Source organism: Nocardioides sp. GCM10027114 (assembly GCF_042659625.1).
Classification (GTDB): Bacteria; Actinomycetota; Actinomycetes; order Propionibacteriales; family Nocardioidaceae; genus Nocardioides.
Genome location: NZ_JBHSSS010000026.1, coordinates 392676 through 413136 on the forward strand (window position 1 = coordinate 392676; position 20461 = coordinate 413136).

At 73.7% G+C, this 20461-nt stretch carries 21 protein-coding genes and 1 tRNA gene; 8 read left to right on the forward strand and 14 right to left on the reverse strand.

The window, feature by feature from the left end:
* Positions 1-13 precede the first annotated feature (13 nt).
* The 3 genes from csrA to ACFP2E_RS16330 all read left to right on the forward strand — a co-directional run bounded on the left by csrA (position 14) and on the right by ACFP2E_RS16330 (position 2928).
* Positions 14-250, forward strand: coding sequence for a carbon storage regulator CsrA (csrA, locus tag ACFP2E_RS16320; protein WP_378523861.1), 237 nt, complete (start codon positions 14-16; stop codon positions 248-250).
* A gap of 489 nt (positions 251-739) precedes the next feature.
* Entirely contained in the window at positions 740-1258 is a 519-nt protein-coding gene (locus ACFP2E_RS16325; RefSeq protein WP_378523862.1) for a sugar dehydrogenase complex small subunit, read from the forward strand.
* Entirely contained in the window at positions 1255-2928 is a 1674-nt protein-coding gene (locus ACFP2E_RS16330; protein WP_378523863.1) for a GMC family oxidoreductase, read from the forward strand. The genes ACFP2E_RS16325 and ACFP2E_RS16330 overlap by 4 nt, the downstream gene beginning before the upstream one ends.
* Positions 2929-3264: 336 nt before the next feature.
* Here ACFP2E_RS16330 and ACFP2E_RS16335 read toward each other — a convergent pair whose 3' ends face one another.
* Positions 3265-3909, reverse strand: coding sequence for a response regulator (locus tag ACFP2E_RS16335; RefSeq protein ID WP_378523864.1), 645 nt, complete (start codon positions 3907-3909; stop codon positions 3265-3267).
* A gap of 150 nt (positions 3910-4059) precedes the next feature.
* Here ACFP2E_RS16335 and ACFP2E_RS16340 point away from each other — a divergent pair, with 150 nt between their 5' ends.
* Positions 4060-4506 (forward strand): MarR family winged helix-turn-helix transcriptional regulator, encoded by a 447-nt coding sequence (locus tag ACFP2E_RS16340; protein ID WP_378523865.1) that lies wholly within the window; start codon positions 4060-4062, stop codon positions 4504-4506.
* Between the two features lie 126 nt (positions 4507-4632).
* Here ACFP2E_RS16340 and ACFP2E_RS16345 read toward each other — a convergent pair whose 3' ends face one another.
* The 3 genes from ACFP2E_RS16345 to ACFP2E_RS16355 form a co-directional block, all read right to left on the reverse strand.
* Positions 4633-6255, reverse strand: a complete 1623-nt coding sequence (locus ACFP2E_RS16345) for a glycoside hydrolase family 13 protein (RefSeq protein WP_378523866.1) — start codon at positions 6253-6255, stop codon at positions 4633-4635.
* Positions 6256-6491: 236 nt separating this feature from the next.
* Entirely contained in the window at positions 6492-7289 is a 798-nt protein-coding gene (locus ACFP2E_RS16350; protein WP_378523867.1) for a hypothetical protein, read from the reverse strand.
* Positions 7286-8641: a cryptochrome/photolyase family protein gene (locus ACFP2E_RS16355; RefSeq protein WP_378523868.1), complete on the reverse strand. Its 1356-nt coding sequence runs from the start codon at positions 8639-8641 to the stop codon at positions 7286-7288. Before ACFP2E_RS16355 ends, ACFP2E_RS16350 begins: the two co-directional genes overlap by 4 nt.
* A 60-nt stretch (positions 8642-8701) precedes the next feature.
* On the opposite strand from ACFP2E_RS16355, the gene ACFP2E_RS16360 reads away from it, so the two are divergent.
* Positions 8702-9388 carry a metal-dependent transcriptional regulator gene (locus ACFP2E_RS16360; protein WP_378523869.1) on the forward strand — a complete coding sequence of 229 codons (687 nt, stop codon included), beginning with the start codon at positions 8702-8704 and terminating at the stop codon, positions 9386-9388.
* Positions 9389-9515: 127 nt separating this feature from the next.
* Here ACFP2E_RS16360 and ACFP2E_RS16365 read toward each other — a convergent pair whose 3' ends face one another.
* Genes ACFP2E_RS16365 through ACFP2E_RS16375 form a run of 3 tightly spaced genes read right to left on the reverse strand, consistent with a single transcriptional unit; the run spans position 9516 to position 12919 of the window.
* Positions 9516-10382, reverse strand: coding sequence for an NAD-dependent protein deacetylase (locus ACFP2E_RS16365; RefSeq protein WP_378523870.1), 867 nt, complete (start codon positions 10380-10382; stop codon positions 9516-9518).
* Entirely contained in the window at positions 10379-10648 is a 270-nt protein-coding gene (locus tag ACFP2E_RS16370) for a DUF2277 domain-containing protein (RefSeq protein ID WP_378523871.1), read from the reverse strand. Before ACFP2E_RS16370 ends, ACFP2E_RS16365 begins: the two co-directional genes overlap by 4 nt.
* Positions 10649-10663: 15 nt before the next feature.
* A complete protein-coding gene (locus tag ACFP2E_RS16375) occupies positions 10664-12919 on the reverse strand; it encodes a beta-propeller domain-containing protein (protein ID WP_378523872.1) in 2256 nt (751 codons plus the stop codon).
* Between the two features lie 142 nt (positions 12920-13061).
* On the opposite strand from ACFP2E_RS16375, the gene ACFP2E_RS16380 reads away from it, so the two are divergent.
* Positions 13062-14234, forward strand: a complete 1173-nt coding sequence (locus ACFP2E_RS16380) for a saccharopine dehydrogenase family protein (RefSeq protein ID WP_378523873.1) — start codon at positions 13062-13064, stop codon at positions 14232-14234.
* A gap of 18 nt (positions 14235-14252) precedes the next feature.
* Here ACFP2E_RS16380 and ACFP2E_RS16385 read toward each other — a convergent pair whose 3' ends face one another.
* The 4 genes from ACFP2E_RS16385 to ACFP2E_RS16400 all read right to left on the reverse strand — a co-directional run bounded on the left by ACFP2E_RS16385 (position 14253) and on the right by ACFP2E_RS16400 (position 16791).
* The gene (locus ACFP2E_RS16385) at positions 14253-15026 is read right to left on the reverse strand and encodes a 2-phosphosulfolactate phosphatase (protein ID WP_378523874.1); all 774 of its coding nucleotides are present in this window, start codon (positions 15024-15026) and stop codon (positions 14253-14255) included.
* A 34-nt stretch (positions 15027-15060) separates the two neighbouring features.
* Positions 15061-15133, reverse strand: a tRNA-Arg gene (locus ACFP2E_RS16390).
* 144 nt (positions 15134-15277) lie between these two features.
* Positions 15278-16111, reverse strand: coding sequence for a universal stress protein (locus tag ACFP2E_RS16395; RefSeq protein ID WP_378523875.1), 834 nt, complete (start codon positions 16109-16111; stop codon positions 15278-15280).
* Between the two features lie 131 nt (positions 16112-16242).
* Positions 16243-16791: a GrpB family protein gene (locus tag ACFP2E_RS16400; protein ID WP_378523876.1), complete on the reverse strand. Its 549-nt coding sequence runs from the start codon at positions 16789-16791 to the stop codon at positions 16243-16245.
* Between the two features lie 191 nt (positions 16792-16982).
* Between ACFP2E_RS16400 and ACFP2E_RS16405 the strand changes: the two genes are divergently transcribed.
* The gene (locus ACFP2E_RS16405) at positions 16983-18218 is read left to right on the forward strand and encodes an LCP family protein (protein WP_378523877.1); all 1236 of its coding nucleotides are present in this window, start codon (positions 16983-16985) and stop codon (positions 18216-18218) included.
* An 8-nt stretch (positions 18219-18226) separates the two neighbouring features.
* Positions 18227-18439 carry a hypothetical protein gene (locus tag ACFP2E_RS16410; protein WP_378523878.1) on the forward strand — a complete coding sequence of 71 codons (213 nt, stop codon included), beginning with the start codon at positions 18227-18229 and terminating at the stop codon, positions 18437-18439.
* A gap of 34 nt (positions 18440-18473) precedes the next feature.
* On the opposite strand, the gene ACFP2E_RS16415 is transcribed toward ACFP2E_RS16410, so the two are convergent.
* From ACFP2E_RS16415 to ACFP2E_RS16425, 3 genes are all read right to left on the reverse strand, one after another.
* The gene (locus ACFP2E_RS16415) at positions 18474-18830 is read right to left on the reverse strand and encodes an MscL family protein (protein WP_378524178.1); all 357 of its coding nucleotides are present in this window, start codon (positions 18828-18830) and stop codon (positions 18474-18476) included.
* Between the two features lie 57 nt (positions 18831-18887).
* Complete coding sequence (locus ACFP2E_RS16420; protein WP_378523879.1) at positions 18888-19559, reverse strand: SAF domain-containing protein; 672 nt, start codon at positions 19557-19559, stop codon at positions 18888-18890.
* Between the two features lie 584 nt (positions 19560-20143).
* Positions 20144-20434 (reverse strand): FmdB family zinc ribbon protein, encoded by a 291-nt coding sequence (locus tag ACFP2E_RS16425; RefSeq protein WP_378523880.1) that lies wholly within the window; start codon positions 20432-20434, stop codon positions 20144-20146.
* Positions 20435-20461: the final 27 nt, after the last annotated feature.

Below are 20461 nucleotides of genomic sequence, written 5' to 3' on the forward strand. Positions count from 1 at the left end.
GTACCGTGACGCCATGCTGGTCCTGAGCCGCCGCGCGGGTGAGAGCGTCGTCATCGGCGACGACGTCACCATCTCGATCCTCGAGGTCCGCGGCGACGTCGTCCGCGTCGGCATCTCCGCGCCCCGCTCGGTCGCGGTCCACCGCGCCGAGCTGCTCGCCCAGCTCGAGGAGACCAACAAGAGTGCCGCCTCGCCCAGCGAGGACACCGTCGCCTCGCTCAGCGAGGCGCTCAAGCGCCGCCCGCAGTAGCCCTGTCCGGGACATCAGGCAGGGCGGCGACCACATGTAGGTCGAGCCCGTCGAGACCGAGCGTAGGCAGGGCGGCGACCACACGTCGGTCGAGCCCGTCGAGACCTCTGTGGGTACGCCGTTGAGTCGCCGCCCCGCGTCGGTGCGGGGATCTCGAGGCTCGGCCGTGGCCGGCCTCGCACCTCGATCGTCGGTGCTTGGTCGAGACTCCCGGGAGGGGAGGCAGGGCGGCGCCCACACGTCGGTCGAGCTCGTCGAGACCCCGTTCGCACGGTTTGGCCGCCGTCCCTTGACCCTGCCAGCGGCCGGTGCGAAGTTGGTGGGCAGCACGAACGCGGATCCGGGGCAACGCGCGTGGGCTCGGGTGCGCCGGCGTCTCCGTGGTCCGTCAAGGCCGCAAGGTCCTTCGGGTCGAGCGTCCACGACGCCGGTCCCGCGGGGCCCTCGGTCGTGACCCGGGGGGGCCACACCAGAAGAGCCGGGGACCGCATGGAACCCTCACGAGCCGGCGCGCGACCGCCGGACGACCGCATCTCGGAGCTCACCCGCCGTGGCCTGCTGGCCGGGCTCGCGACAGTCACCGCCGGCGGCCTGCTGATCGAACCGGCAGGCGCCCGCGCCCGCCCGGGACCGGTCACCCTGGACGAGTTCATGGAGCTCTCCCGCATCCTCACCGACAACGAGTTCAGCCTCGACGAGGGCCCCGGGGCCCGGTACCTCGCCTCCCTGAAGGCCGACCCGGCGTTCCGGGCGCCGCTCCGTGGCCTGGTGCAGGACACGGTCCGGAGAGCGAGGGAGCCCAGCACGTTCGACGAGGTGCTCCGGGCCGGGGCGCTGCGCACCGACGCGGCGGCCCGGACGGCGCAGCAGGTCCTGGTGCTCTGGTACTCGGGGCTCGTCGACGGTCGCACCGCCGACTACCTCGAGGCACTCGCCTGGCAGACGCTCCCGTTCGCCGAGCCGGCGAGCACCAAGCTCGGCTTCCCGAAGTGGGACGAGGCGCCATGAGCGTCGTGGCCACCACCGACGTCGTCATCGTCGGCTCCGGCGTGGCCGGGGCCCTGGTCGCCGACCGCCTGGCCAGGCACGGGGTCGGGGTCGTGGTCCTGGAGGCCGGGCCGCCGGTGGACCGGGACCGGGCGGTCGAGATCTTCCGGCAGGCTCCCGCGAAGGTGCCGGAGTCGCCGTACCCGTCCACGCCGCACGCCCCCCGACCCACGGTGCTCGACATCGGCGTGCCAGGCACCGGCTACTTCGTCCAGGAGGGTCCGGAGCCGTTCGGCTCCACCTACGAGCGGGTCGTCGGGGGCACCACCTGGCACTGGCTGGGCAGCACCCCGAGGCTGCTGCCGAGCGACCTCGAGATGCTCACGCGCTTCGGGGTCGGTCGGGACTGGCCGTTGTCGTACGACGACCTCGAGCCGTTCTACGTCGAGGCCGAGCGCGAGCTGGGAGTGGCCGGGGACGGCACCGAGGACCAGGGATCGCCGCGGAGCGCGGGCTTCCCGATGCCGCCGATCCCGCTGTCGTTCCTGGACACGGTGGTCGACCGGGCCGCCCGACGGATCGGGCTGCGTGTGCTCTCGACCCCGCAGGCCCGCAACACCGAGACGTACAACGACCGCCACCGCTGCGTCGGCAACAGCAACTGCATCCCGATCTGCCCGATCGGGGCGAAGTACGACGCCGTCATCCACCTCGACCGGGCCGCCGAGCACGGCGCCCGGATCATCGCGGACGCGGTGGTCCACGAGGTGCTGGTCCGCGCCGACGGGACGGCCCGCGGGGTGCGGTTCCGCCGTCCGGACGGGACGGACGACGAGGTGCTGGGCCGTGCCGTCGTGATGGCCGCCAACGCGATCGAGACCCCCAAGATCCTGCTGATGTCCGACGGGGGCCGCGGGATCGCCAACCGGTCCGGGCAGGTCGGCCAGAACCTGATGGACCACCCGATCGCCCTGTCCTACGCACTGTCGGCCCCGGAGGAGCCCGTCTACCCCCAGCGCGGCCCGCTGTCCACCGCCGGCATCGAGTCGCCCCGGCAGGCCGCGACCCGCGGTCAGCGCTCGGCGTTCCGCGTGGAGGTCGGCAACGACGGCTGGCGCTTCCCCATCGGCGACCCGACCTTCGAGTTCACGCAGGGCCCGTTCCCGGCGCTCCGCGAGGGCGGCGCGGCCCTGGCCGCGCGGTGGAGGGACCACGTGGCCCACGAGATCCGGTTCGCCTCGCTCACCGAGCAGCTCCCCGACCGGGCCAACACGGTCACGCCGGCGTTCGACCTCGTCGACGACATCGGCATCCCCCGGCCGCGGATCACGTTCTCCATCGATGCCTACACGCGGGCCGGTCTCGACGAAGCCCAAGAACTGCACGAGCGGCTGTTCACGGCGATGCGCGCCCGGGAGCGCACGCATGTTCCGTTCGCCTTCGGCGCCGGCCACATCATGGGCACCACGATCATGGGCACCAGCGCGGCGGACTCGGTGACCGACGGGTTCGGCCGCAGCCACGACGTCCCCAACATGTGGATCGTCGGCAGCAGCGTCTTCCCCACGGCAGGCACCGCCAACCCGACCCTGACCCTGGCAGCGCTGGCCCTGCGCACCGCGGTCGCGCTGCGCGCCGCGCTGCCCAGCCTGCCCGCGGCTGGACGGAGTGCGGCTACTGCTGGTGCTTGAGGCGGGAGGCGATGACGAGCCGGCTGAGCCTCGAGACCCTGGAGGGAAGACAGGGCGGCGACACGCGTGGGTCGAGCTCGTCGAGACCTCAGACGGGAAGGCAGGGCGGCGACCACACGTCGGTCGAGCCCGTCGAGACCTCCGTGGGCACGCCGCGTAGTTGGGGCCCTGCTGCGGCGCGACGGGTCTCGACACGCTCGCTTTGGCTCGCCGCTCGACCGACGGGGTCACCAGGTCTCGACGAGCTCGACCTCCGTCGGTTGCTGCCCTGCGTGTGCCGGGGTCTCGACGGGCTCGACCCCCGTGGGGTCACCCCCGGCGATCACCGGCCGCTGGCTACTGCTGGTGCTTGAGGCGGGAGGCGATGACGGCGGCCTGGGTGCGGCGCTGCACGCCGAGCTTGGCCAGGACGCTGGTGACGTGGTTCTTGACCGTCTTCTCGGCGAGGAAGAGCTGCTCGCCGATCTGGCGGTTGGTCATGCCCTCGGCGATGAGGGAGAGGATCTTCGACTCCTGCGGGGTCAGCGCGGCGAGCTCGCTCGGGCCGGGGGCGCCGGTGCGCATCCGCTCGATGACGCGGATCGCGACCGCGGGGTCGATGAGGGAGTGGCCCTGGTGGACCGCGCGGATGCCGCTGAGCAGCGAGGTGGCCTCGATCTGCTTGAGGACGTAGCCGGCGGCGCCCGCGAGGATCGCGGTGAACATCGCCTCGTCGTCGTCGTAGCTGGTGAGGATCAGGCCCTTGATCCCGGGGTCGGCCGCGCGGATCTCGCGGCAGACCTCGATGCCCGAGCCGTCGGGCAGCCGGCCGTCGAGGATCGCGACGTCCGGCTTGAGCTCGAGGATCTCGGGGACGGCCGCGACGGCGCTGCCGGACTCGCCGACCACCTCGATGTCGGGCTCGTCGTCGAGGAGGCCCCGCAGACCACGACGGACGATCTCGTGGTCGTCGAGCAGGTACACCTTGATCGGTGTTCCCATGCTTCCTCCTTGCAGTTCCCCCGTGGCCCGGAGGTCCCACCCTAAGCCGCGAACGGGGGATACGTACGCAGGACGGGCCGGTGGGCTGCCCCGGGCCGATACGCTGCAGGGGCCGGGGGAACGCAACCCGCCGCGAACAGGGTGATGCCCATGTCCCGAGACCGCACGATCCTCGCGCTCGAGCACGAGGTCGGCGTGATGATCCGCCGCGTCCGGCGGGTGATGCTCGAGCGCGCCCGGCAGATGCACCCGGACCTGCAGCGGGCGTCGTACCTCGTGCTGACGTACGTCGCCGAGTACGGCCCGGTCCGCTCCTCGCAGGTGGCGGAGGCGTTCGGGCTCGACAAGGGCACCATCTCGCGGCAGGTGCAGCAGCTCGTCGACCTCGGCCTGCTCGAGCGGCGCGCCGACCCCGGCGACCGGCGGGCGGCGCTGCTCTCCCTCAGCGAGGGGGCCCGGGAGCGGGCGGCGGAGGTGGCCGGTGCCCGGCGCCGGGTCGTGGCCGAGCGACTGTGGGAGTGGTCCGACGACGAGCTCGAGGGCTTCACCACGGCGTTCGCCCGCTACAACGAGAGCCTCGCCGACCCGCAGGACTGACCGCTCCAGCAGTCCCGCCCGACCCCGGACACGCCGACGCCCCGGCCGCCGAGGGCGACCGGGGCGTCTGGGTGGGGCACGCCGCTGCGCGCGGGTGCGGTGGCTGGACTGGCTTGGTCGCCTGGGTCAGCGCAGCCAGACCGCGGTGTCGGCCGGGAGCTTGCCGCCCGGCAGGGTGCCGCTGGCGATGACGACCTCGCCCTCGGGGAGGTCGACCGCGGTGTCGCCGCAGTTGAGCAGCACCCGCAGGTTGCCGCGCCGCAGGTCGAGCACGTCGGCCCCGAGCGGCGACGGCTGGGCCACCTGGACCCGGTCGCCCTCGGGCAGCGCCGCCTCGCGGCGGGTGGCCAGCGCCCGGCGGTAGAACGCCAGCGTCGACTCCGGATCGGCCTCCTGGGCCTCCACCGTCAGCGCCTTCCACTCCGCGGGCTGCGGGATCCACGGCTGGCCCTCGCCCGGGCCGAACTCGAACGGCGGCTCGTCGCCGCCCCACGGGATCGGCACCCGGCAGCCGTCGCGGCCGGGCTCGCCGGTGCGGAACCAGGACGGGTCCTGCCGGAACTCCGGCTCGACCTCGACCTGCTCCAGGCCGAGCTCCTCGCCCTGGTAGACGTACGCCGAGCCGGGCAGCGCCAGCATCGCCAGCGTGGCCGCTCGGGCGCGGGCGTGGCCGCGCTCGGCGCCGTACCGGCTCGGGTGGCGCACCACGTCGTGGTTGCTGAGCACCCAGGTGGGGGAGGCGCCGACCGGGTCGACGGCGTCCAGGGTGCCGGTGACGACCTCGGCGAACGACTCGGCCGACCACTCGGCGAGCAGCCAGGAGAAGTTGAACGCCTGGTGCAGCTCGTCGGGGCGCACGTAGCGGGCCATCGACTCGGTGGTCTTGGTCCACGCCTCGGCGACGGCCATCCGGTCGCCGTCGTACTCCTCGAGGATCTTGCGCCAGCGGCGGTAGACGTCGTGCACCTCGGGCTGGTCCCACATCGGCTCGTCGCCGGGGCCGCGCTCGACCATGCTGCCCTCGCCCACGTGGACGGTCTCGCCGTCGGTCTCCTCGGGGAGGACCTCGTCGGGCAGGCCCGCGGCCTTGAAGAGGCCGTGCGCCACGTCGATGCGGAAGCCGTCGACGCCGCGGTCGAGCCAGAACCGCAGCACGCCCTCGAACATGTCGCCGATCGCGGGGTTCCGCCAGTTCAGGTCGGGCTGGGTGGAGTCGAAGATGTGGAGGTACCACTCCGCCGGGAAGTCGGCGCCCTCCGGAGCCTCCGCCTTGGTCCAGGCGGGGCCGCCGAAGACGGACTTCCAGTTGTTGGGCGGGGTGTCGGGGTTCTCCGGGTCGACCGGGACGAAGTGGTAGCGCTCGCGCTCCGGGCTCCCGGGGCCGGCGGCGAGGGCGGCCTGGAACCACTCGTGCTCGGACGAGGTGTGGTTGGGCACCAGGTCGACGATGACCCGCAGGCCGAGGTCGTGGGCCCGGCGGACGAGGTGGTCGGCGTCGTCGAGGGAGCCGAACAGCGGGTCGATGTCGCAGTAGTCGGCGACGTCGTAGCCGTGGTCGTTCTGCGGCGAGGTGTAGAACGGCGTGATCCAGAGCGCGTCCACCCCGAGGTCACGCAGGTACGGCAGTCGCGAGGTGATGCCGGGCAGGTCCCCGATGCCGTCACCGTCGCTGTCGGCGAAGCTGCGGACGTAGACCTGGTAGCAGACGGCGTGCCGCCACCAAGGCGCAGTTGGATCGTTCAAAGTCATGCGGAAATCATCCCATGCACGCGCCTCGCGACGTCAACCGAGATCAGTCGATCCGGAGCGTTGCGCGCGTCACCCCGGACCCCCGGTCGAGTCGGGACTTGCGACCGCCGAGTCCAGACTTCGGGACGTCGAGTCCAGAGTTTCGACGGTCGAGTCCAGGGTTTGGGTCGGGCTCGACGGTCGGAGGTCCGGACTCGACCGTGGAAAGTGCGGACTCGGCCGTAGGAAGTGCCGACTCAACGGTTGGGGTCGAAGGTGGCGGGGTCGACGGCGACCCAGACGTGCTCGGCGAGCGCCACGACCCGGCCGTCGGGGTCGTAGAGGGTGCTGGCGGTGAAGGTCTTGCGGCCGTCGGTGCCGCGGTGGTGGCCGACGACGACGTGCTCGTCGCCGACGACCGGGAGCGCGTCAACCCGGGTGGTCATCCCGGCGAGCACCATCATCCGCTCGGTGAGGTCGCCGGCCCAGCCGCCGATGCAGTCCAGCGCGGCCCAGGTGACGGCGAGCGAGGCGTGCGCGTCGCCGTCGCGGTCGACGTAGGCGTGCCAGTCCTCGGCGGTGCTCGGGTGGGGCGTCCAGGTGGCGGCGATCCGGGTGGCGCCGTCGAGCGGCTCGACCGCACCGGCGAAGATCCGCAAGCCGTCGCCCTCCTCGCGGTCGGGGCCGCAGGCGAAGCAGGTCGGGAACGGGTGCGACGTCAGGCCGGGGTACGCCGCCATCGCGGCGCGGGCGTCCTCGGCCGGTACGGCGTCGACCGGGGTGAGGTCGGTGTCGTCGAGGGTGGCGTGCGCGACCAGCGACCCGCCGAAGCCGGCCTCGGTGCGCTCGTCCTTCCGGGTCACCAGCATCGGGGTGTCCAGCGGCGGCGGCTGCCGCAGCGCGACCCGGATCGTCGGCCAGCGGTCGGCGCGGTTGGCGGGCAGGTCGTGGCCGAGCAGCGCGGCGAGCGCGCCGGAGGTCCAGCCGCCGTTGCCCGAGGACGGCGGACCACAGAAGCGGCGCGGGACGATCAGCTCGCGAGGGGTGGCGGTCACCCCTTGATCCTCTCCCACCTGTCGAGCGCCTCCTGACGCTCCTCCTTGTGGTCGACGAGCGGCAGCGGGTAGCCGACCCGCTTGCGGGTCTCCTCGTCCGGCTCGTGCGGGTCGTCGATGGCCTCGGGGTCGGCGAGCTCCTCGACCCAGCGCCGGATGTAGGCGCCGTCGGGGTCGAACTTGCGGCCCTGGGTGGTCGGGTTGAAGACCCGGAAGAACGGCGAGGCGTCGGTGCCGCTGCCGGCCACCCACTGCCAGCCGTGGTTGTTGGAGGCCAGGTCGCCGTCGACGAGCCAGTGCAGGAAGTGGCGGGCGCCGTGCTGCCACTCGACGTGGAGGTCCTTGACCAGGAAGCTCGCCACGATCATCCGGACCCGGTTGTGCATCCAGCCGGTCGCCCGCAGCTGCCGCATCCCGGCGTCGACGATCGGGAAGCCGGTGCGGCCGCGGCGCCAGTCGTCGAGGTGGTCGCCCGGGTCGTCGTACTGCATCTTCGCGAACTCGGGCTTGAGGTACTCGCGGGCGGTCTCCGGGCGCTGGAAGAGCACGTCGGCGTAGAACTCCCGCCACGCGATCTCCTTGCGGTAGGTGGTGGCGCCCTTCCCGCGGCGGCCGGCCAGGTCGGCCAGGATCGTGCGCGGGTGGATCTCGCCCCACTTCAGGTGCATCGACATCCGGGAGGTGCCGTCGACGCCGGGCTTGTCGCGGTCGTCGTCGTAGTCCTCGATCGTCCCGTCGAGGAACTCGTGCCACCGCCTCAGCGCCGCGGCCTCGCCGGCCTCCGGCATCTCGACGCCGTCGGGCGGCGTCGGGTCCGGCAGGTCGGCGGTGTCCTTCTCCAGCTGGACCCACGACGAGCCGGTCGGTGCGTCGATCGGCTGCCGCCAGCCGTGGTCGACCCACGACTTGTAGAAGGGCGTGTAGACCTTGTACGGGTCGCCCGAGCCGTTGGTCACCCGCCCGGGCGCGACGGCGTACGGCGAGCCGGTGCGGACCAGCTCGATGTCGTGCTCGGCGAGCGCCTCCTCGACCGCCTGGTCGCGGCGGTGGCCGTAGGGGCCGTAGTCGGCGGCGACGTGCACCCGGGTCGCGCCGACCTCCCTGGCCGCGAGGACCACGCGGCGGACCGGGTCGCCGCGGACCACGCTCAGCCCGGCCTGCCGCTGCCGCAGCGAGGCGTCCAGGGAACGCAGTGAGGCGCCGAGGTAGGCCCGGCGCACCGGCCCGGCGGGACCCCACAGATGGGGGTCGAGGACGAACAGCGGCAGCACCTCGCCGTCGGCGGCGGCCTCGACCAGGGCCGGGTTGTCGGCGAGCCGCAGGTCGCGGCGGAACCACATCACGGCTGTCACCCCGACCACTGTGCCACCGGGTGCCACAGTCGGGCACCGGTCATGGGGAAGAATGAGGGTGTGAGCGACCTGATCGACACCACCGAGATGTACCTCCGCACGATCTACGAGCTGATCGAGGAGGGCATCGTGCCGCTGCGCGCCCGGATCGCGGAGCGGCTGCACCAGAGCGGCCCGACGGTCTCGCAGACCGTGGCCCGGATGGAGCGCGACGGGCTGCTCACCGTCGAGGGCGACCGCCACCTCGAGCTGACCGAGGAGGGCCACCGGCTGGCCACCCGCGTGATGCGCAAGCACCGGCTCGCCGAGCGGCTGCTCACCGACGTCATCGGCCTCGACTGGGAGCTGGTGCACGCCGAGGCGTGCCGCTGGGAGCACGTGATGTCCGAGCAGGTCGAGCGGCGCCTCATCGAGCTGCTCGGCCACCCGACCGAGTCGCCGTACGGCAACCCGATCCCCGGCCTCGACGAGCTCGGCGAGTCTGCGCTCGGCGAGGACTTCATGGAGGGCGTCGAGCCGCTCTCGAAGGCCGCCGGCGACGAGGAGTCGCGGGTCCACATCCGGCGGATCTCCGAGGAGATGCAGAAGGACGAGGTCCTGATGAGCGCCCTGCGGCGGGTCGGCGCGCTGCCGGACAAGACGGTCACGGTCGCGGCGACCGAGGAGGGCGTGCTGGTCGGGTCCGGCGGCGAGACCGCCGAGATCGTGCCCGAGGCGGCCGACCACATCTTCGTGCGCAAGCTCTGAGCCCGGGTCGCCTCCGCTTCACCAAGGTCCCGTGGTGTGCCCGCACTTCCCGGGGTGCATACGCCTGGGGAGGTGCTGCTTCACCACGGGACCTTGGTGAAGCAGTGGTCCCGGCCAGCCGCGCAGCTCAGGCGGTCGCGGCCAGCCGCTCCAGGAAGCCGCTGCAGCCGTCGTCCACCTTGTACGCCGCCAGCTCGTCACCGCGGGTCGTCCCGCGGTTGACGATCACGACCGGGACGCCGAGCTTGGCGGCACGGCGCACGAACCGCAGCCCGCTCATCACCGTCAGCGACGAGCCCGCCACGAGCAGCGCGCCGTCGGTGTCGGCCAGCGCGTCGACGGCGGCGTAGCAGCGCTCCACCCGCGGCGCGGGGACGTTCTCGCCGAAGAAGACCACGTCGGGCTTGAGGGTGCCGCCGCACGCCTCGCACCCCGGGACCCGGAAGCCGGCCGTGGCGTCGAGCTCGACGTCGCCGTCGGGCCGCACCGCGGCGTCGGCGTGCCGCTCCGCGAAGCCGGGGTTCAGCTCGGCGAGCCGCCGCTGCAGCGTCCCGCGCGGCGAGGTGGTGCGGCAGTCGAGGCAGACCACGTCGGCGATCCGGCCGTGCAGCGCCACCACCCGCCGGGAGCCGGCCGCCTCGTGGAGGCCGTCGACGTTCTGGGTGATCAGCAGCTCGGGGTCGAGCCGGGCGAGCGCGTGGTGGCCGGCGTTCGGGGCGGCGTGCCGCATCCGGCCCCAGCCGAGGTGGCTGCGCGCCCAGTACCGCTGCTGGGAGGCGGGTCCGGAGACGAACTCCTGGAAGGTCATCGGCGTCCGGTTCGGGGACCCGGGGCCGCGGTAGTCGGGGATCCCCGAGTCGGTGGAGACCCCGGCGCCCGTGAGCACAACCAGCGGGCGGCCGGTGAGCAGCGCGAGGGCGGGGGCCGCCAGGGGATGGGTCTCGACGGGCTCGACCCCCGTGGTGGCGGCCGCAGGGCCAGCCGCGGTGGTCATCGGGCGTACCGCAGGGCCGCACGGGCCCGCGCCTTCTCCGCCTCCACCTCGCGGTTCTTCGGCGGGGCGGCGGTGACGAGCTCGTCGAGCAGGTGCTGGGTGACGTGCGCGATCTCGGCGACCGCCCGGTCGAAGGCGGCCTGGTTGGCCTGGGAGGGCTTGGTGCTGCCGCTGACCTTCCGCACGAACTGCAGGGCCGCGGCCTCGACCTCCTCGCGGGTGGCCGGCGGCTCGAAGTTGTGGAGCGGGCGGATGTTGCGGCACATGGCTCCGACGGTACGTCAGAGGTCGAGGAACGACACGCCGTCGCCGGTCACCAGCACCACCCGGCCGTCGGGCAGCGGCAGGGTCCGCACCTCCGCGACCTCGACGCCGTAGTCGACCTCGACGAGCCGCTGGGTCAGGTCGTCGCCGTCGACCTCGAGCACCGACAGCCAGCCGGTGACGCCGCCGCCACCGGGCCAGCCGGAGGTCACGACCGTCAGCGCGGTACGCCGGTCCGGCAGCCAGGTGAACTGGCGCGGGTCGGTGGCGGCGCCGGCGAGGCTGCCGCGCGGGTAGGTGACCACGTCGAGCTGCTTCGGGTCGGTGAGGTCGGAGATGTCGAAGAGCGACGCCTGGGCGCCCCGCGCGATGCCGTTCAGGTCGGCGTTCTGGCCGACGCCGATGAGCAGGTCGCCGGCGATGGGGTGGAGGTACTCCGAGAAGCCGGGGATCTTCAGCTCGCCGAGCACCACGGGGTCAGCCGGGTCGGTGAGGTCCACGGCGTGCAGCGGGTCGACCTGGCGGAAGGTGACAACGATGGCAAGGTCGTCGAACCAGCGCACCGACCGGATGGTCTCGTTCGGGCCGAGCTTGTCGGCGCGGCCGATCTCGACGAGGTCGTCGCCGCGCTCGGCGAGGGTGACCACCGAGTTGAAGTTGCCGGTGCGGACCGTCGGGCCGACCGCGACCCGGAGCACGTCGTCGGACTCGTCCATCGACCAGCGGTCGGCGATCGAGCCGTCCACCTCGCCGGAGGCGACGTAGGTCGCGCCGATCCCGTCGAGGGCGAAGGAGTGCAGCGTGGTGCTGCCGCCGACGACCGTCGGCCGGCCGACGTCGGGCTCGATCTCGATGTCGGGCTCGATCTCGGGCTCGTCCGGGAGCTCCGGCTCGGTGCGCAGCTCCGTCTCGGGCAGGGCCGGCTCGACGAGGTCCTCGACCGGCGGCTCGGCGACGTCGGCGTCGCTGCCACCGCTGCCACCGCTGCCATCGCTGCCGCTGCCGCTGCCGCCGCCGCCGCCGACGTCGTCGCCGGTGTCGTCACTCGCGTCGTCGCGGCGCAGCATCTCGAAGAGCATCCCCATGCCGGGGAACGAGCCGGGCCCGACCTCCGGTCCGGGCAGCGGCAGCGGCTCCGGGCAGCACCAGAAGTCGCCGTGGTGGGACGTCGCGAGGTGGAGCCGGTCGTCGGAGACGTAGACGAGGTCGGAGCTCGTGGCGACGCCGGCCGCGACCCGGACGTCCGGCGAGGCGGGCCGCAGTCCGACCACGGCGAGCGTCCCGAGGGTGCCGTCGTCGGGCAGCGCGACCTGGTCGCAGGCCAGCAGCTGCCGGGTCACGCCGTCGCGGGTCTGGGTGGGCAGCCAGTCGGCCAGGGTGCTGTTGCGCACTGCCTGGCGGTTGCGCTCGAGCGCGCTCCGGTCGTCGCGCCAGCCGCCCCGCGGCTGCACGAAGTCGAGGTCGGGCAGGCCGTGCCCCAGCACCAGCCGCACCACGTCGCCGTGCTGGCGCGCGGCGACGACCCGGGCGTCGTACGTCGTGTCGTCGACGACCCGCATCGCGGCGGCGTCGGCCGCGTCGACCACCAGCACCCGCGACGAGGGGCCGTCGAGGCCGGTGCCGTGGTGCTCGTCGAACCCGTGGTGGTCGTGGCCCAGCGGGCGGCTGATCACCACCACATGGTCGCCGACCAGCAGGATCTCGGCGTCGGCCAGCCCGGGAAGGTCGAGCTCGCCGAGCTCCTCGGGCCGCTCGCCGGTCACGTCGTACGCCGTGAGCTCGCCACTCCGCACCCGGAACAGCGTGGTGCCGTCGGTCTTGACCGTGTCAGGCTCGTCGACGCCGGCCTCCTGCACGTTCGTACCGGTGGCGGTGGAGGTGGCCTCCTCCACCGGGGACCCCGGGGCGCCGGAGCGGGCGCCCCCGGCGTTGTCCATCTCGGCCTGCGGCATGAGCATGACGCCGTCGGCGGTGAAGTAGGGGTACTCCCAGCCCCACGGGCCGACCCGCTGGAGGCCGCGCTCGACGTACCAGGCCAGCAGGTCGTCGCACGAGTCGGCGGGCGCGAGCTCGCTGCCGAGGAGCGAGCGGCCGAAGGCCTGCGGTCCGGCGGGCGCGGCCAGGACGCGCGGTCCGTCCGGGTCGCCAGGTGCGCCCGAGCCGCCGGTGAGGGCGCCGACGCCGACCCCGCCGGCCACCCCGGCGGCGACCCCAGCCGATACCAGGCCGGCCACGGCCAGCGCTGCGATTCCGGTCCTGCGTGAGACGGCCATCGTGGCTCCCCTTCCCTGGCGGCTCCCGAGCGGTTCTCCACGGATGGGACGGGCGCGGGCCGGTCCGGGTTCCCGTCCGGAGGCCGTCGCCCGGGACCTGCCGCCCTCCACCCGTCCGGCGGGGGATGCCACGATGACCCGCATGGCTGACCGACGGTTCGACCTCGTCCTGTTCGGCGCGACCGGCTTCACCGGCCGGCTGACCGCCGAGTACCTCGCCCGCAACGCCCCCGCGGACCTGCGCTGGGCGCTGGCCGGCCGCAACCAGGCCAAGCTGGCCGAGGTTCGCGACCGCCTCGCCGGCATCGAGCCCCGGCTCGCGGACCTCGAGCTGCTCGTCGCCGACTCCACCAACCCGGTCTCGCTCGCCGACGTCGCGGACGCCACCCGGGTGGTCGCCACCACCGTCGGCCCCTACCTGACCCACGGCGAGCCGCTGGTCGCGGCCTGCGCCGAGGCCGGCACCGACTACCTCGACCTCACCGGTGAGCCGGAGTTCGTCGACCGGATGTACACCGCGCACCACCGGACCGCCGAGCGCACCGGCGCCCGGCTCGTCCACGCCTGCGGCTTCGACTCGATCCCCTACGACCTCGGCGCCTACTACACCGTCGGCCTGCTGCCCGACGACCAGCCGATCCGGATGCGCGGCGTGGTCCGCGCCAGCGGCGGCCCCTCCGGCGGCACGTTCCACAGCGCGCTCACCCAGATGTCCCGGGCCCGGCAGATGCGGGCCGCCTCGGCCGCCCGGCGCCGCGCCGAGCAGCGTCCCGAGGGCCGCTCCTCGCGGGCCGTGCAGGGGAAGCCGCACCGCGACCCGCTGCTCGGCTACTGGCTGCTGCCGCTGCCGACCCTCGACCCGCTGGTCGTCGCCCGCAGCGGCCGCGCGCTGCCGGCGTACGGGCCGGACTTCCGCTACTCCCACTACGCCGGCACCAAGACGCTTCGGTACGCCGCCGGCGGCGGCGCCGCGGTCGCCGCCCTCGGGCTCGCGGCCCAGGTGAAGCCGGTGCGCGAGTTCCTCCAGGGGCGGCTCCAGCCCGGCCAGGGCCCGAGCCCCGAGCGCCGCGCGAAGTCGTGGTTCCGGGTCGACCTGGTCGCCGAGACCCTCGACGGGACCACGCTGCACACCCGTGTCTCCGGCGGCGATCCCGGCTACGACGAGACCGCGAAGATGCTCGCCGAGGCCGCGCTGTGCCTCGCGCTCGACGACAACCCGGAGACCGCCGGCCAGGTGACCACCGCGCAGGCGATGGGCGACAACCTGCTGGCCCGCCTGCAGAAGGCCGGGATCACCTTCGAGACCGTCGACTGAGCCGAGGGGCGGGCGCGGTCAGGAGCTCGGGAGAAATCCGCCGTCGTCGGCGAGGACCGGCACGACGGGGGACGCGTCCAGCGCGGACGCCGCGGTGACGTCGGCGGCGAAGCCCTGGGCCGCGAGCTCCCGGCCACTCGCGCAGGCGTGGAGACGTGCCTCGAGATCCTTCCGGGCAGCCGCGAAGAGATCCGCGGCTGCCCGGGCCTCGGGGCTGATCGCCGCGCCGGGAACGAGTCGCGCCAGCGATCGGATGACGGCGCCGCCGCCGAGCTGGTCCTCGAGGGCGGGTCGGAGCGAGTCGTCCTGGTGCCACCGCTCGCCGGCGGCGACGACGGCGACGGAACGTCCGGCCTCCAGCGCGGGCGCGAGCCACGCTGCGACGGCCCCGGCGTTGCGCAGGCAGCCGACGGCGACCTCGGCACCGCTCCGCTGCAGTGCTGCCGCGATGGTCGACCCGTTGGGTGACGGCAGGACCAGCCGGGCCACGGGGGCGCACTCGAGCAGGCCCGCCGGGGACAGCGACGGGACCGGCGCCGTGGGGCCGCCGCGTCCGGCCTCGAGCCGACCGACCGCGAGGACGGCGTCGTGCGCCCGCGCGAACGCCTCCGCGCCCTCGTCCCGCCACCGGTACGGGTAGACGCGCATCCCGCGCTCCACCGCGACGCAGACGGACGTGGAGAAGCTCAACACGTCGACGACGACCGAGACGTCTGCCCGGGCAGCGGCGGCGCCGACCGGACCCCAGTCGAAGCGGACGTCGAACGCTGCCTGGCTGAAGGGGTCCGACATGCGCGCGACGCTACCGAGGCCGAGGAGGAGCGAGTGCCCCAGGCAGGAGTCGAACCTGCGACCTTTCGCTTAGGAGGCGGCTGCTCTATCCGCTGAGCTACTGGGGCGGCACCGCGCCGGGGTCCCCGTCGCGGCGGGGCCATGATGTCACGCGGATCGCCCCGGGCCGTCGACACCCGGACGCGCGGCGGAGCCGCCCCAGGCCGGCGGCGACGCGGCAGGGGCTCAGCGGTCGTGCAGGCGGTGCCGGGTCAGCGGACCACGGCGACGGGGCAGTGGGCGTGGTGCAGCACGTGCTGGCCGACCGATCCGAGAAGCATCTCCGCCACCGGCCTGTGCCCGTGCGAGCCGACGACCACCAGGGACGCGCGCTCGCTGAGGTCGACGAGGGCCTGCTTGCCCGGTACGGCGACCACCTCGCGGTCCACCTGCACCGACTCGGGCAGCGGGCCCGCCTGCTCGACCCACGCCGCGAGGTCCTGCTCGTGCTGGGCGATCTCGCGGTTGAGGGCCTCGGCGGTCGAGACCTCGGAGCCGGGGCCGTGCCGGCGGGCGTAGAAGCCGTGCACCGCGACGACCCTTTCGTCGGTGGTGGAGGCGAGGTCGCACGCCCAGCGCAGGGCCTCGAGGCTGGCGGAGGACCCGTCGAGCCCGACGCCGATCCGCCGCTCCTCCGGGTTGCGGGCGGGCCGTGCCGCCACGACCGGGCAGCGCGCGTGGTGCGCGAGGTGCTGGCTCACCGAGCCGAGCAGTGCCCCCGTCGCAACCCCGTGTCCCCGGCTGCCGACCACCAGCACGTCGCCGGGGCCCGTCCGGTCGATGAGCGTCTCCGAGGTGGGGCCGTGGACGACCTGGACCCGGGCGTCCGGCAGCGCCGCGTCCTGGAGCGCGCGCACGGCCTCGTCGCGGTGCTGCGCCCCCTCCCGCTCGTCGGCCTCCCGGAAGCCACCGACCAGGGGGTCCATGAGCGTGACCACGACGAGAACGTCCAGCTCGCGGCCCTCGGCGTGGTCGACCCCCCAGGCCAGCGCCGCCCGGGCGCCGTCGGAGCCGTCGTACCCGACCACGATCCGCTTGGTGTGCATGACTGCCTCCTCGGCGGTGGGGTCCACCTCCAGCCTCGCCCGTTCAGCCGAGGACGGCAGGGCCGTGGGTCCCGGTCGGGCCTGCCGTTGGCCCCGCGCCCGCTCCCTCCCGAGGAGGTGGGAGGCGAGGGTCAGCCCAGTGCCCGGTTGAGACGGTCGATCTGTCGCCGCTCGTCGTCGGACACCAGAGGTGAGTCGGCCAGCACCCGCTGGAGCACGTCGGTCTTCCCCGCGATGTACCGGTCGATGTCCATGTCCGGGTCGGCGGCCAGCGCGCGCTTGCAGGCGGCATACTCATCCCGCAGGTCGTCGCGCTGACGGAGCACGTCCCGTACCGCGAGGTGATTGCGGACGTTCAGCGTGCCCGCCTCGCAGACGTAGACGTTGCGGGCCGGGTCCTGGTCCGGCGGCCGGAACGCCTCACGTCCGGCAACGCCGAGGTCGCCACGGTGGACATACCCGAGCCCCTCCAGCGCCCGGATCGCCAGCCCCACGTCCCGGCGCTCGACGATGACGTCGATGTCGAGGACCGGCTTCGCCGCGAGGCCGGGGACCGACGTGGAGCCGACGTGCTCGACCCGGGCCGACGACACGCCCAGGAGCGCCCGCCTCAGCCGGACCGCGACCTCCTCGAACCGGGCCGGCCACTCGGGCCGGTACTCGACGACGTCCACTGCCACGCCCGCATCGTCGCAGACCGCCGCCGCGCCGCCCCGGGTCGGAGGCGCTGCTGGCTTCGTCACGTTCGGATGACGGTTTCGGTCCCCGCCGGGGCGGGCATTTGTCGAACGGGTCGGTCGACCCCGATATTTGAGCGTTGTCGTAGGTTGTCCCGACCCTCGACGCATCCTGACCCCCGGAGGACCCGACCATGGCCGACGCCGACGCCCAGAGCGCGCCCGCGGCCAACGGCAACGGGGCGCCGAAGCGCCGGGGCAAGACGAAGCGCAAGCACACGGTCGGCAAGGTGCTGCTCGCCACCACGCTCGTGCTGGCCCTCGGGACCGGCCTCAGCGTCGTCTACCTCTACCGGCACCTCAACGGGAACCTCGACGTCATCGACGTGACCGACCAGCTCGAGAACCGTCCCGACAAGGAGCGCGCGGAGGGCCCCGCGGAGCCGCTCAACGTGCTGGTGATGGGGTCTGACGACCGCGACGGCGAGGGCAACAACATCGACAACCAGGAGCTGGGCAGCAACGACCGCTCCGACACCACGATCCTCATGCACCTGTCCGCCGACAGGCAGCGGGCCTACGGCATCAGCATCCCCCGCGACTCCCTCGTCACGCGCCCCGACTGCGAGGGCGAGAACGGCGAGACCATCCCGGGCGGCGAGCGGGTGTTCTGGAACGAGGCATTCGCCCTCGGCGGGCCGGCCTGCACGATCCAGCAGTTCGAGCAGATCACCGGTGTGTACGTCGACCACTACGTCGTCGTCGACTTCGCCGGCTTCGAGGGCATGGTCGACGCCATCGGTGGCGTCCCCGTGTGCATCCCCGAGGACATCTACGACCCCACCCACGGCATCAACATCCCGGCCGGCACCCGCGAGATCGAGGGACGCGAGGCCCTCAACTACGTCCGCGCCCGCTACACGCTGGGGGACGGCTCCGACCTCGGCCGGATCAAGCGGCAGCAGGCGTTCATCGCCGCCATGGTCAACAAGGTGATGTCCGCCGGCACGCTGGCCCGCTTCGACCGTCTCGTCGGCTTCCTCGACGCCGCCACGGCGTCCCTGCAGACCGACCTCGAGAGCGTCGTGAAGATCGCCCGCATCGGCATGGGCTTCCAGGGCATCGGCATGGACAACATCCAGTTCGTCACCGTGCCGTGGGAGTACGACGAGATCGACCCCAATCGCGTCGCCTGGAAGCCGGAGGCCGACAAGCTCTGGGAGAAGATCGCCGCCGACGAGCCGCTCACCAAGCGCCTCACCAGCGACGCGATCACCGCCGCGGCGCCGCCGGGCCAGAAGCCGAAGAAGGACCCGTCCGCCGGCCCGTCGGGCGGTCCGTCCGCGGAGCCGTCGACCGAGCCGAGCACGACGCCCGAGCCCGACCAGGAGGCCGCGGCCCAGGCCGCCGCCAACGGGCTCTGCGCCTGAGGTCCACCGTGTCCGACCAACAGTCCGACCGCAGCCCGCGCTCCGACAAGGGGCGGCGCGAGAGCGACTGGGAGCGGCGGAGGCGTCTCGCCGAGGTGTTCGGCGACGCGCTGCCGGAGACGACGTCCGACGAGCGCGAGCCCGGCGAGCGGCCGCGGCCCGGGCGCAAGTCGCCCCAGGACGAGTGGCTCGAGGAGCAGGTGCCGCCGCACCACGGCTGAGCCGTGGCGACCCCGGCGGGGGCTCAGGCCGTGCTCAGGCCTGCGGACGCTGCCCGCCCGCGAGGATGTCGCGGATCTCCTTGAGGAGCGTGATGTCCTCCGGGGTGCCGGGGGCCGGGCTCGGGAAGTACCGCTCCTTCGCGCGGGTGTAGGGCATCACGACGAAGAAGTAGACGACCGCCGCGAGGATCACGAACGAGATCACCGCGTTCAGGAACGCGCCGAAGCTGTTCTCGGTGTTGGTGAAGTACTCCGAGCTGCTCTCGGGCAGCTGGGCGGTGAGCCAGTTCGTGAAGGTGGTGACCACAGTGGCGAACGCCGTGCCGATGATGATCGCGACCGCCAGGTCGACCAGGTTGCCCCGCAGCAGGAAGTTCTTGAATCCGGACAGCATGACTCCTCCTCAACGCCCCCGAGGGCCCTCGTCCTTGTGGCAGGAGTCCTCACGCTAGCGGGCGTAGGCGAAGGTGAGGAACAGGCGTACGGCGGCGTCGGTCACGGCGGTGACCTCGGCGGGGTCGGCGCCAACCACCACCACGGCGCCCGGCTGGCCGCCGGAGAGGGCGTCGGCGGGCGGTGGGACGGCCAGCACCGGGAGATCCCACGCGACCACCTGCGCGCCCGGGCGCTGCGGGTCGGTGGCGAGCAGGTCGATGCGGTCGCCCACCTCGAGCAGGGACGCGGCGGCTGGGTCGGGCAGCCGGACCGGCAGCGCCGTCAGCCCGGGGTCCGCGGCAGTCAGCGCGGGGCCGACGAGGCGGACGTCGGTCAGCGCCTCGCCGGCGCGCAGGGGAGCGGCCAGGGTGCGGCCGACCGGGGCGTCGGCGACGCCGTCCGGGACGGCGTCGGGCGGCAGCGCCACCTCGATGAGGTCGCCCGGCTCCAGGGTGGTCCCGGCCGGCAGGTCGCGGGCCGCGGCGAGGACGGTCTCGGACGGGGGTGGGGGAGCCGCGGTGGCGTGCAGCCCCGCCGCGACGGCGACGGCGGCGAGCAGTGCGGCCAGCGGGCGGCGGCGGGCCAGCACCGCCCGGCGTACCCGGCCCAGCCGGCGGGCGACCCGGTCGCGCAGGGGGAGGGGCCGGGCTGTGCCGTCGGCGGAGGTGTCGGCGAGGTCGGGCATGCCGGTGACGCTAGGCGCTCGGCCAGCGGCCCGCGCCGTTCCTCCACAGGCCCTGCGCGGGTGCGGGGGTCTCGAGGCTCGGCCGTGCCCGGCCTCGCACCTCGACCACCGGCGGGTGGTGGGTGGCACCGGTGGTTGAGGTGTGAGGCGCCTCAGCGCCGAGCCTCGAAACCCGGTGAGGGGAGCAGGGCGGGGTGCGTGCTGCTCTGCGCCGGTGCGGGGGTCTCGAGGCTCGGCCGTGACCGGCCTCGCACCTCGACCACCGGCGGGTGGTGGGTGGCACCGGTGGTTGAGGTGTGAGGCGCCTCAGCGCCGAGCCTCGAAACCCGGTGAGGGGAGCAGGGCGGGGTGCGTGCTGCCCTGCGCCGGTGCGGGGGTCTCGAGGCTCGGCCGTGACCGGCCTCGCACCTCGACCACCGGCGGGTGGTGGGTGGCACCGGTGGTTGAGGTGTGAGGCGCCTCAGCGCCGAGCCTCGAAACCCGGTGAGGGGAGCAGGGCGGGGTGCGTGCTGCCCTGCGCCGGTGCGGGGGTCTCGAGGCTCGGCCGTGACCGGCCTCGCACCTCGACCACCGGCTGTGCGGCGTCAGGCGGACGCGGCGGCGGGCTTGCTGTCGGTCTTGGTCGCGGTCGACGAGGCGCCCGAGCCCGACGAGTCCGAGGAGCCGGACGAGCCCGAGGACCCGGACGAGCCGCTCGTGGCGCGGCTGTCGGTGCGGTAGAAGCCGGAGCCCTTGAACACCACGCCCACGGCGTTGAACAGCTTGCGCAGCCGTCCCTGGCACTGGGGGCACTCGGTGAGGGCGTCGTCGGAGAAGCTCTGGAACTGCTCGAAGGCGTGGTCGCACGCGGTGCAGGCGTACTGGTAGGTCGGCACGGTCGTCCTCCGGGAAGAGCTGTGGTC

What these genes read in the sequence shown, in the direction of transcription:
- csrA (WP_378523861.1), top strand. Translation starts at nt 14, where the DNA reads ATGCTGGTCCTGAGCCGCCGCGCGGGTGAGAGCGTCGTCATCGGCGAC.
- ACFP2E_RS16325 (WP_378523862.1), top strand. Translation starts at nt 740, where the DNA reads ATGGAACCCTCACGAGCCGGCGCGCGACCGCCGGACGACCGCATCTCG.
- ACFP2E_RS16330 (WP_378523863.1), top strand. Translation starts at nt 1,255, where the DNA reads ATGAGCGTCGTGGCCACCACCGACGTCGTCATCGTCGGCTCCGGCGTG.
- ACFP2E_RS16335 (WP_378523864.1), bottom strand. Translation starts at nt 3,909, where the DNA reads ATGGGAACACCGATCAAGGTGTACCTGCTCGACGACCACGAGATCGTC.
- ACFP2E_RS16340 (WP_378523865.1), top strand. Translation starts at nt 4,060, where the DNA reads ATGTCCCGAGACCGCACGATCCTCGCGCTCGAGCACGAGGTCGGCGTG.
- ACFP2E_RS16345 (WP_378523866.1), bottom strand. Translation starts at nt 6,255, where the DNA reads ATGACTTTGAACGATCCAACTGCGCCTTGGTGGCGGCACGCCGTCTGC.
- ACFP2E_RS16365 (WP_378523870.1), bottom strand. Translation starts at nt 10,382, where the DNA reads ATGACCACCGCGGCTGGCCCTGCGGCCGCCACCACGGGGGTCGAGCCC.
- ACFP2E_RS16370 (WP_378523871.1), bottom strand. Translation starts at nt 10,648, where the DNA reads ATGTGCCGCAACATCCGCCCGCTCCACAACTTCGAGCCGCCGGCCACC.
- ACFP2E_RS16375 (WP_378523872.1), bottom strand. Translation starts at nt 12,919, where the DNA reads ATGGCCGTCTCACGCAGGACCGGAATCGCAGCGCTGGCCGTGGCCGGC.
- ACFP2E_RS16380 (WP_378523873.1), top strand. Translation starts at nt 13,062, where the DNA reads ATGGCTGACCGACGGTTCGACCTCGTCCTGTTCGGCGCGACCGGCTTC.
- ACFP2E_RS16385 (WP_378523874.1), bottom strand. Translation starts at nt 15,026, where the DNA reads ATGTCGGACCCCTTCAGCCAGGCAGCGTTCGACGTCCGCTTCGACTGG.
- ACFP2E_RS16395 (WP_378523875.1), bottom strand. Translation starts at nt 16,111, where the DNA reads ATGCACACCAAGCGGATCGTGGTCGGGTACGACGGCTCCGACGGCGCC.
- ACFP2E_RS16405 (WP_378523877.1), top strand. Translation starts at nt 16,983, where the DNA reads ATGGCCGACGCCGACGCCCAGAGCGCGCCCGCGGCCAACGGCAACGGG.
- ACFP2E_RS16420 (WP_378523879.1), bottom strand. Translation starts at nt 19,559, where the DNA reads ATGCCCGACCTCGCCGACACCTCCGCCGACGGCACAGCCCGGCCCCTC.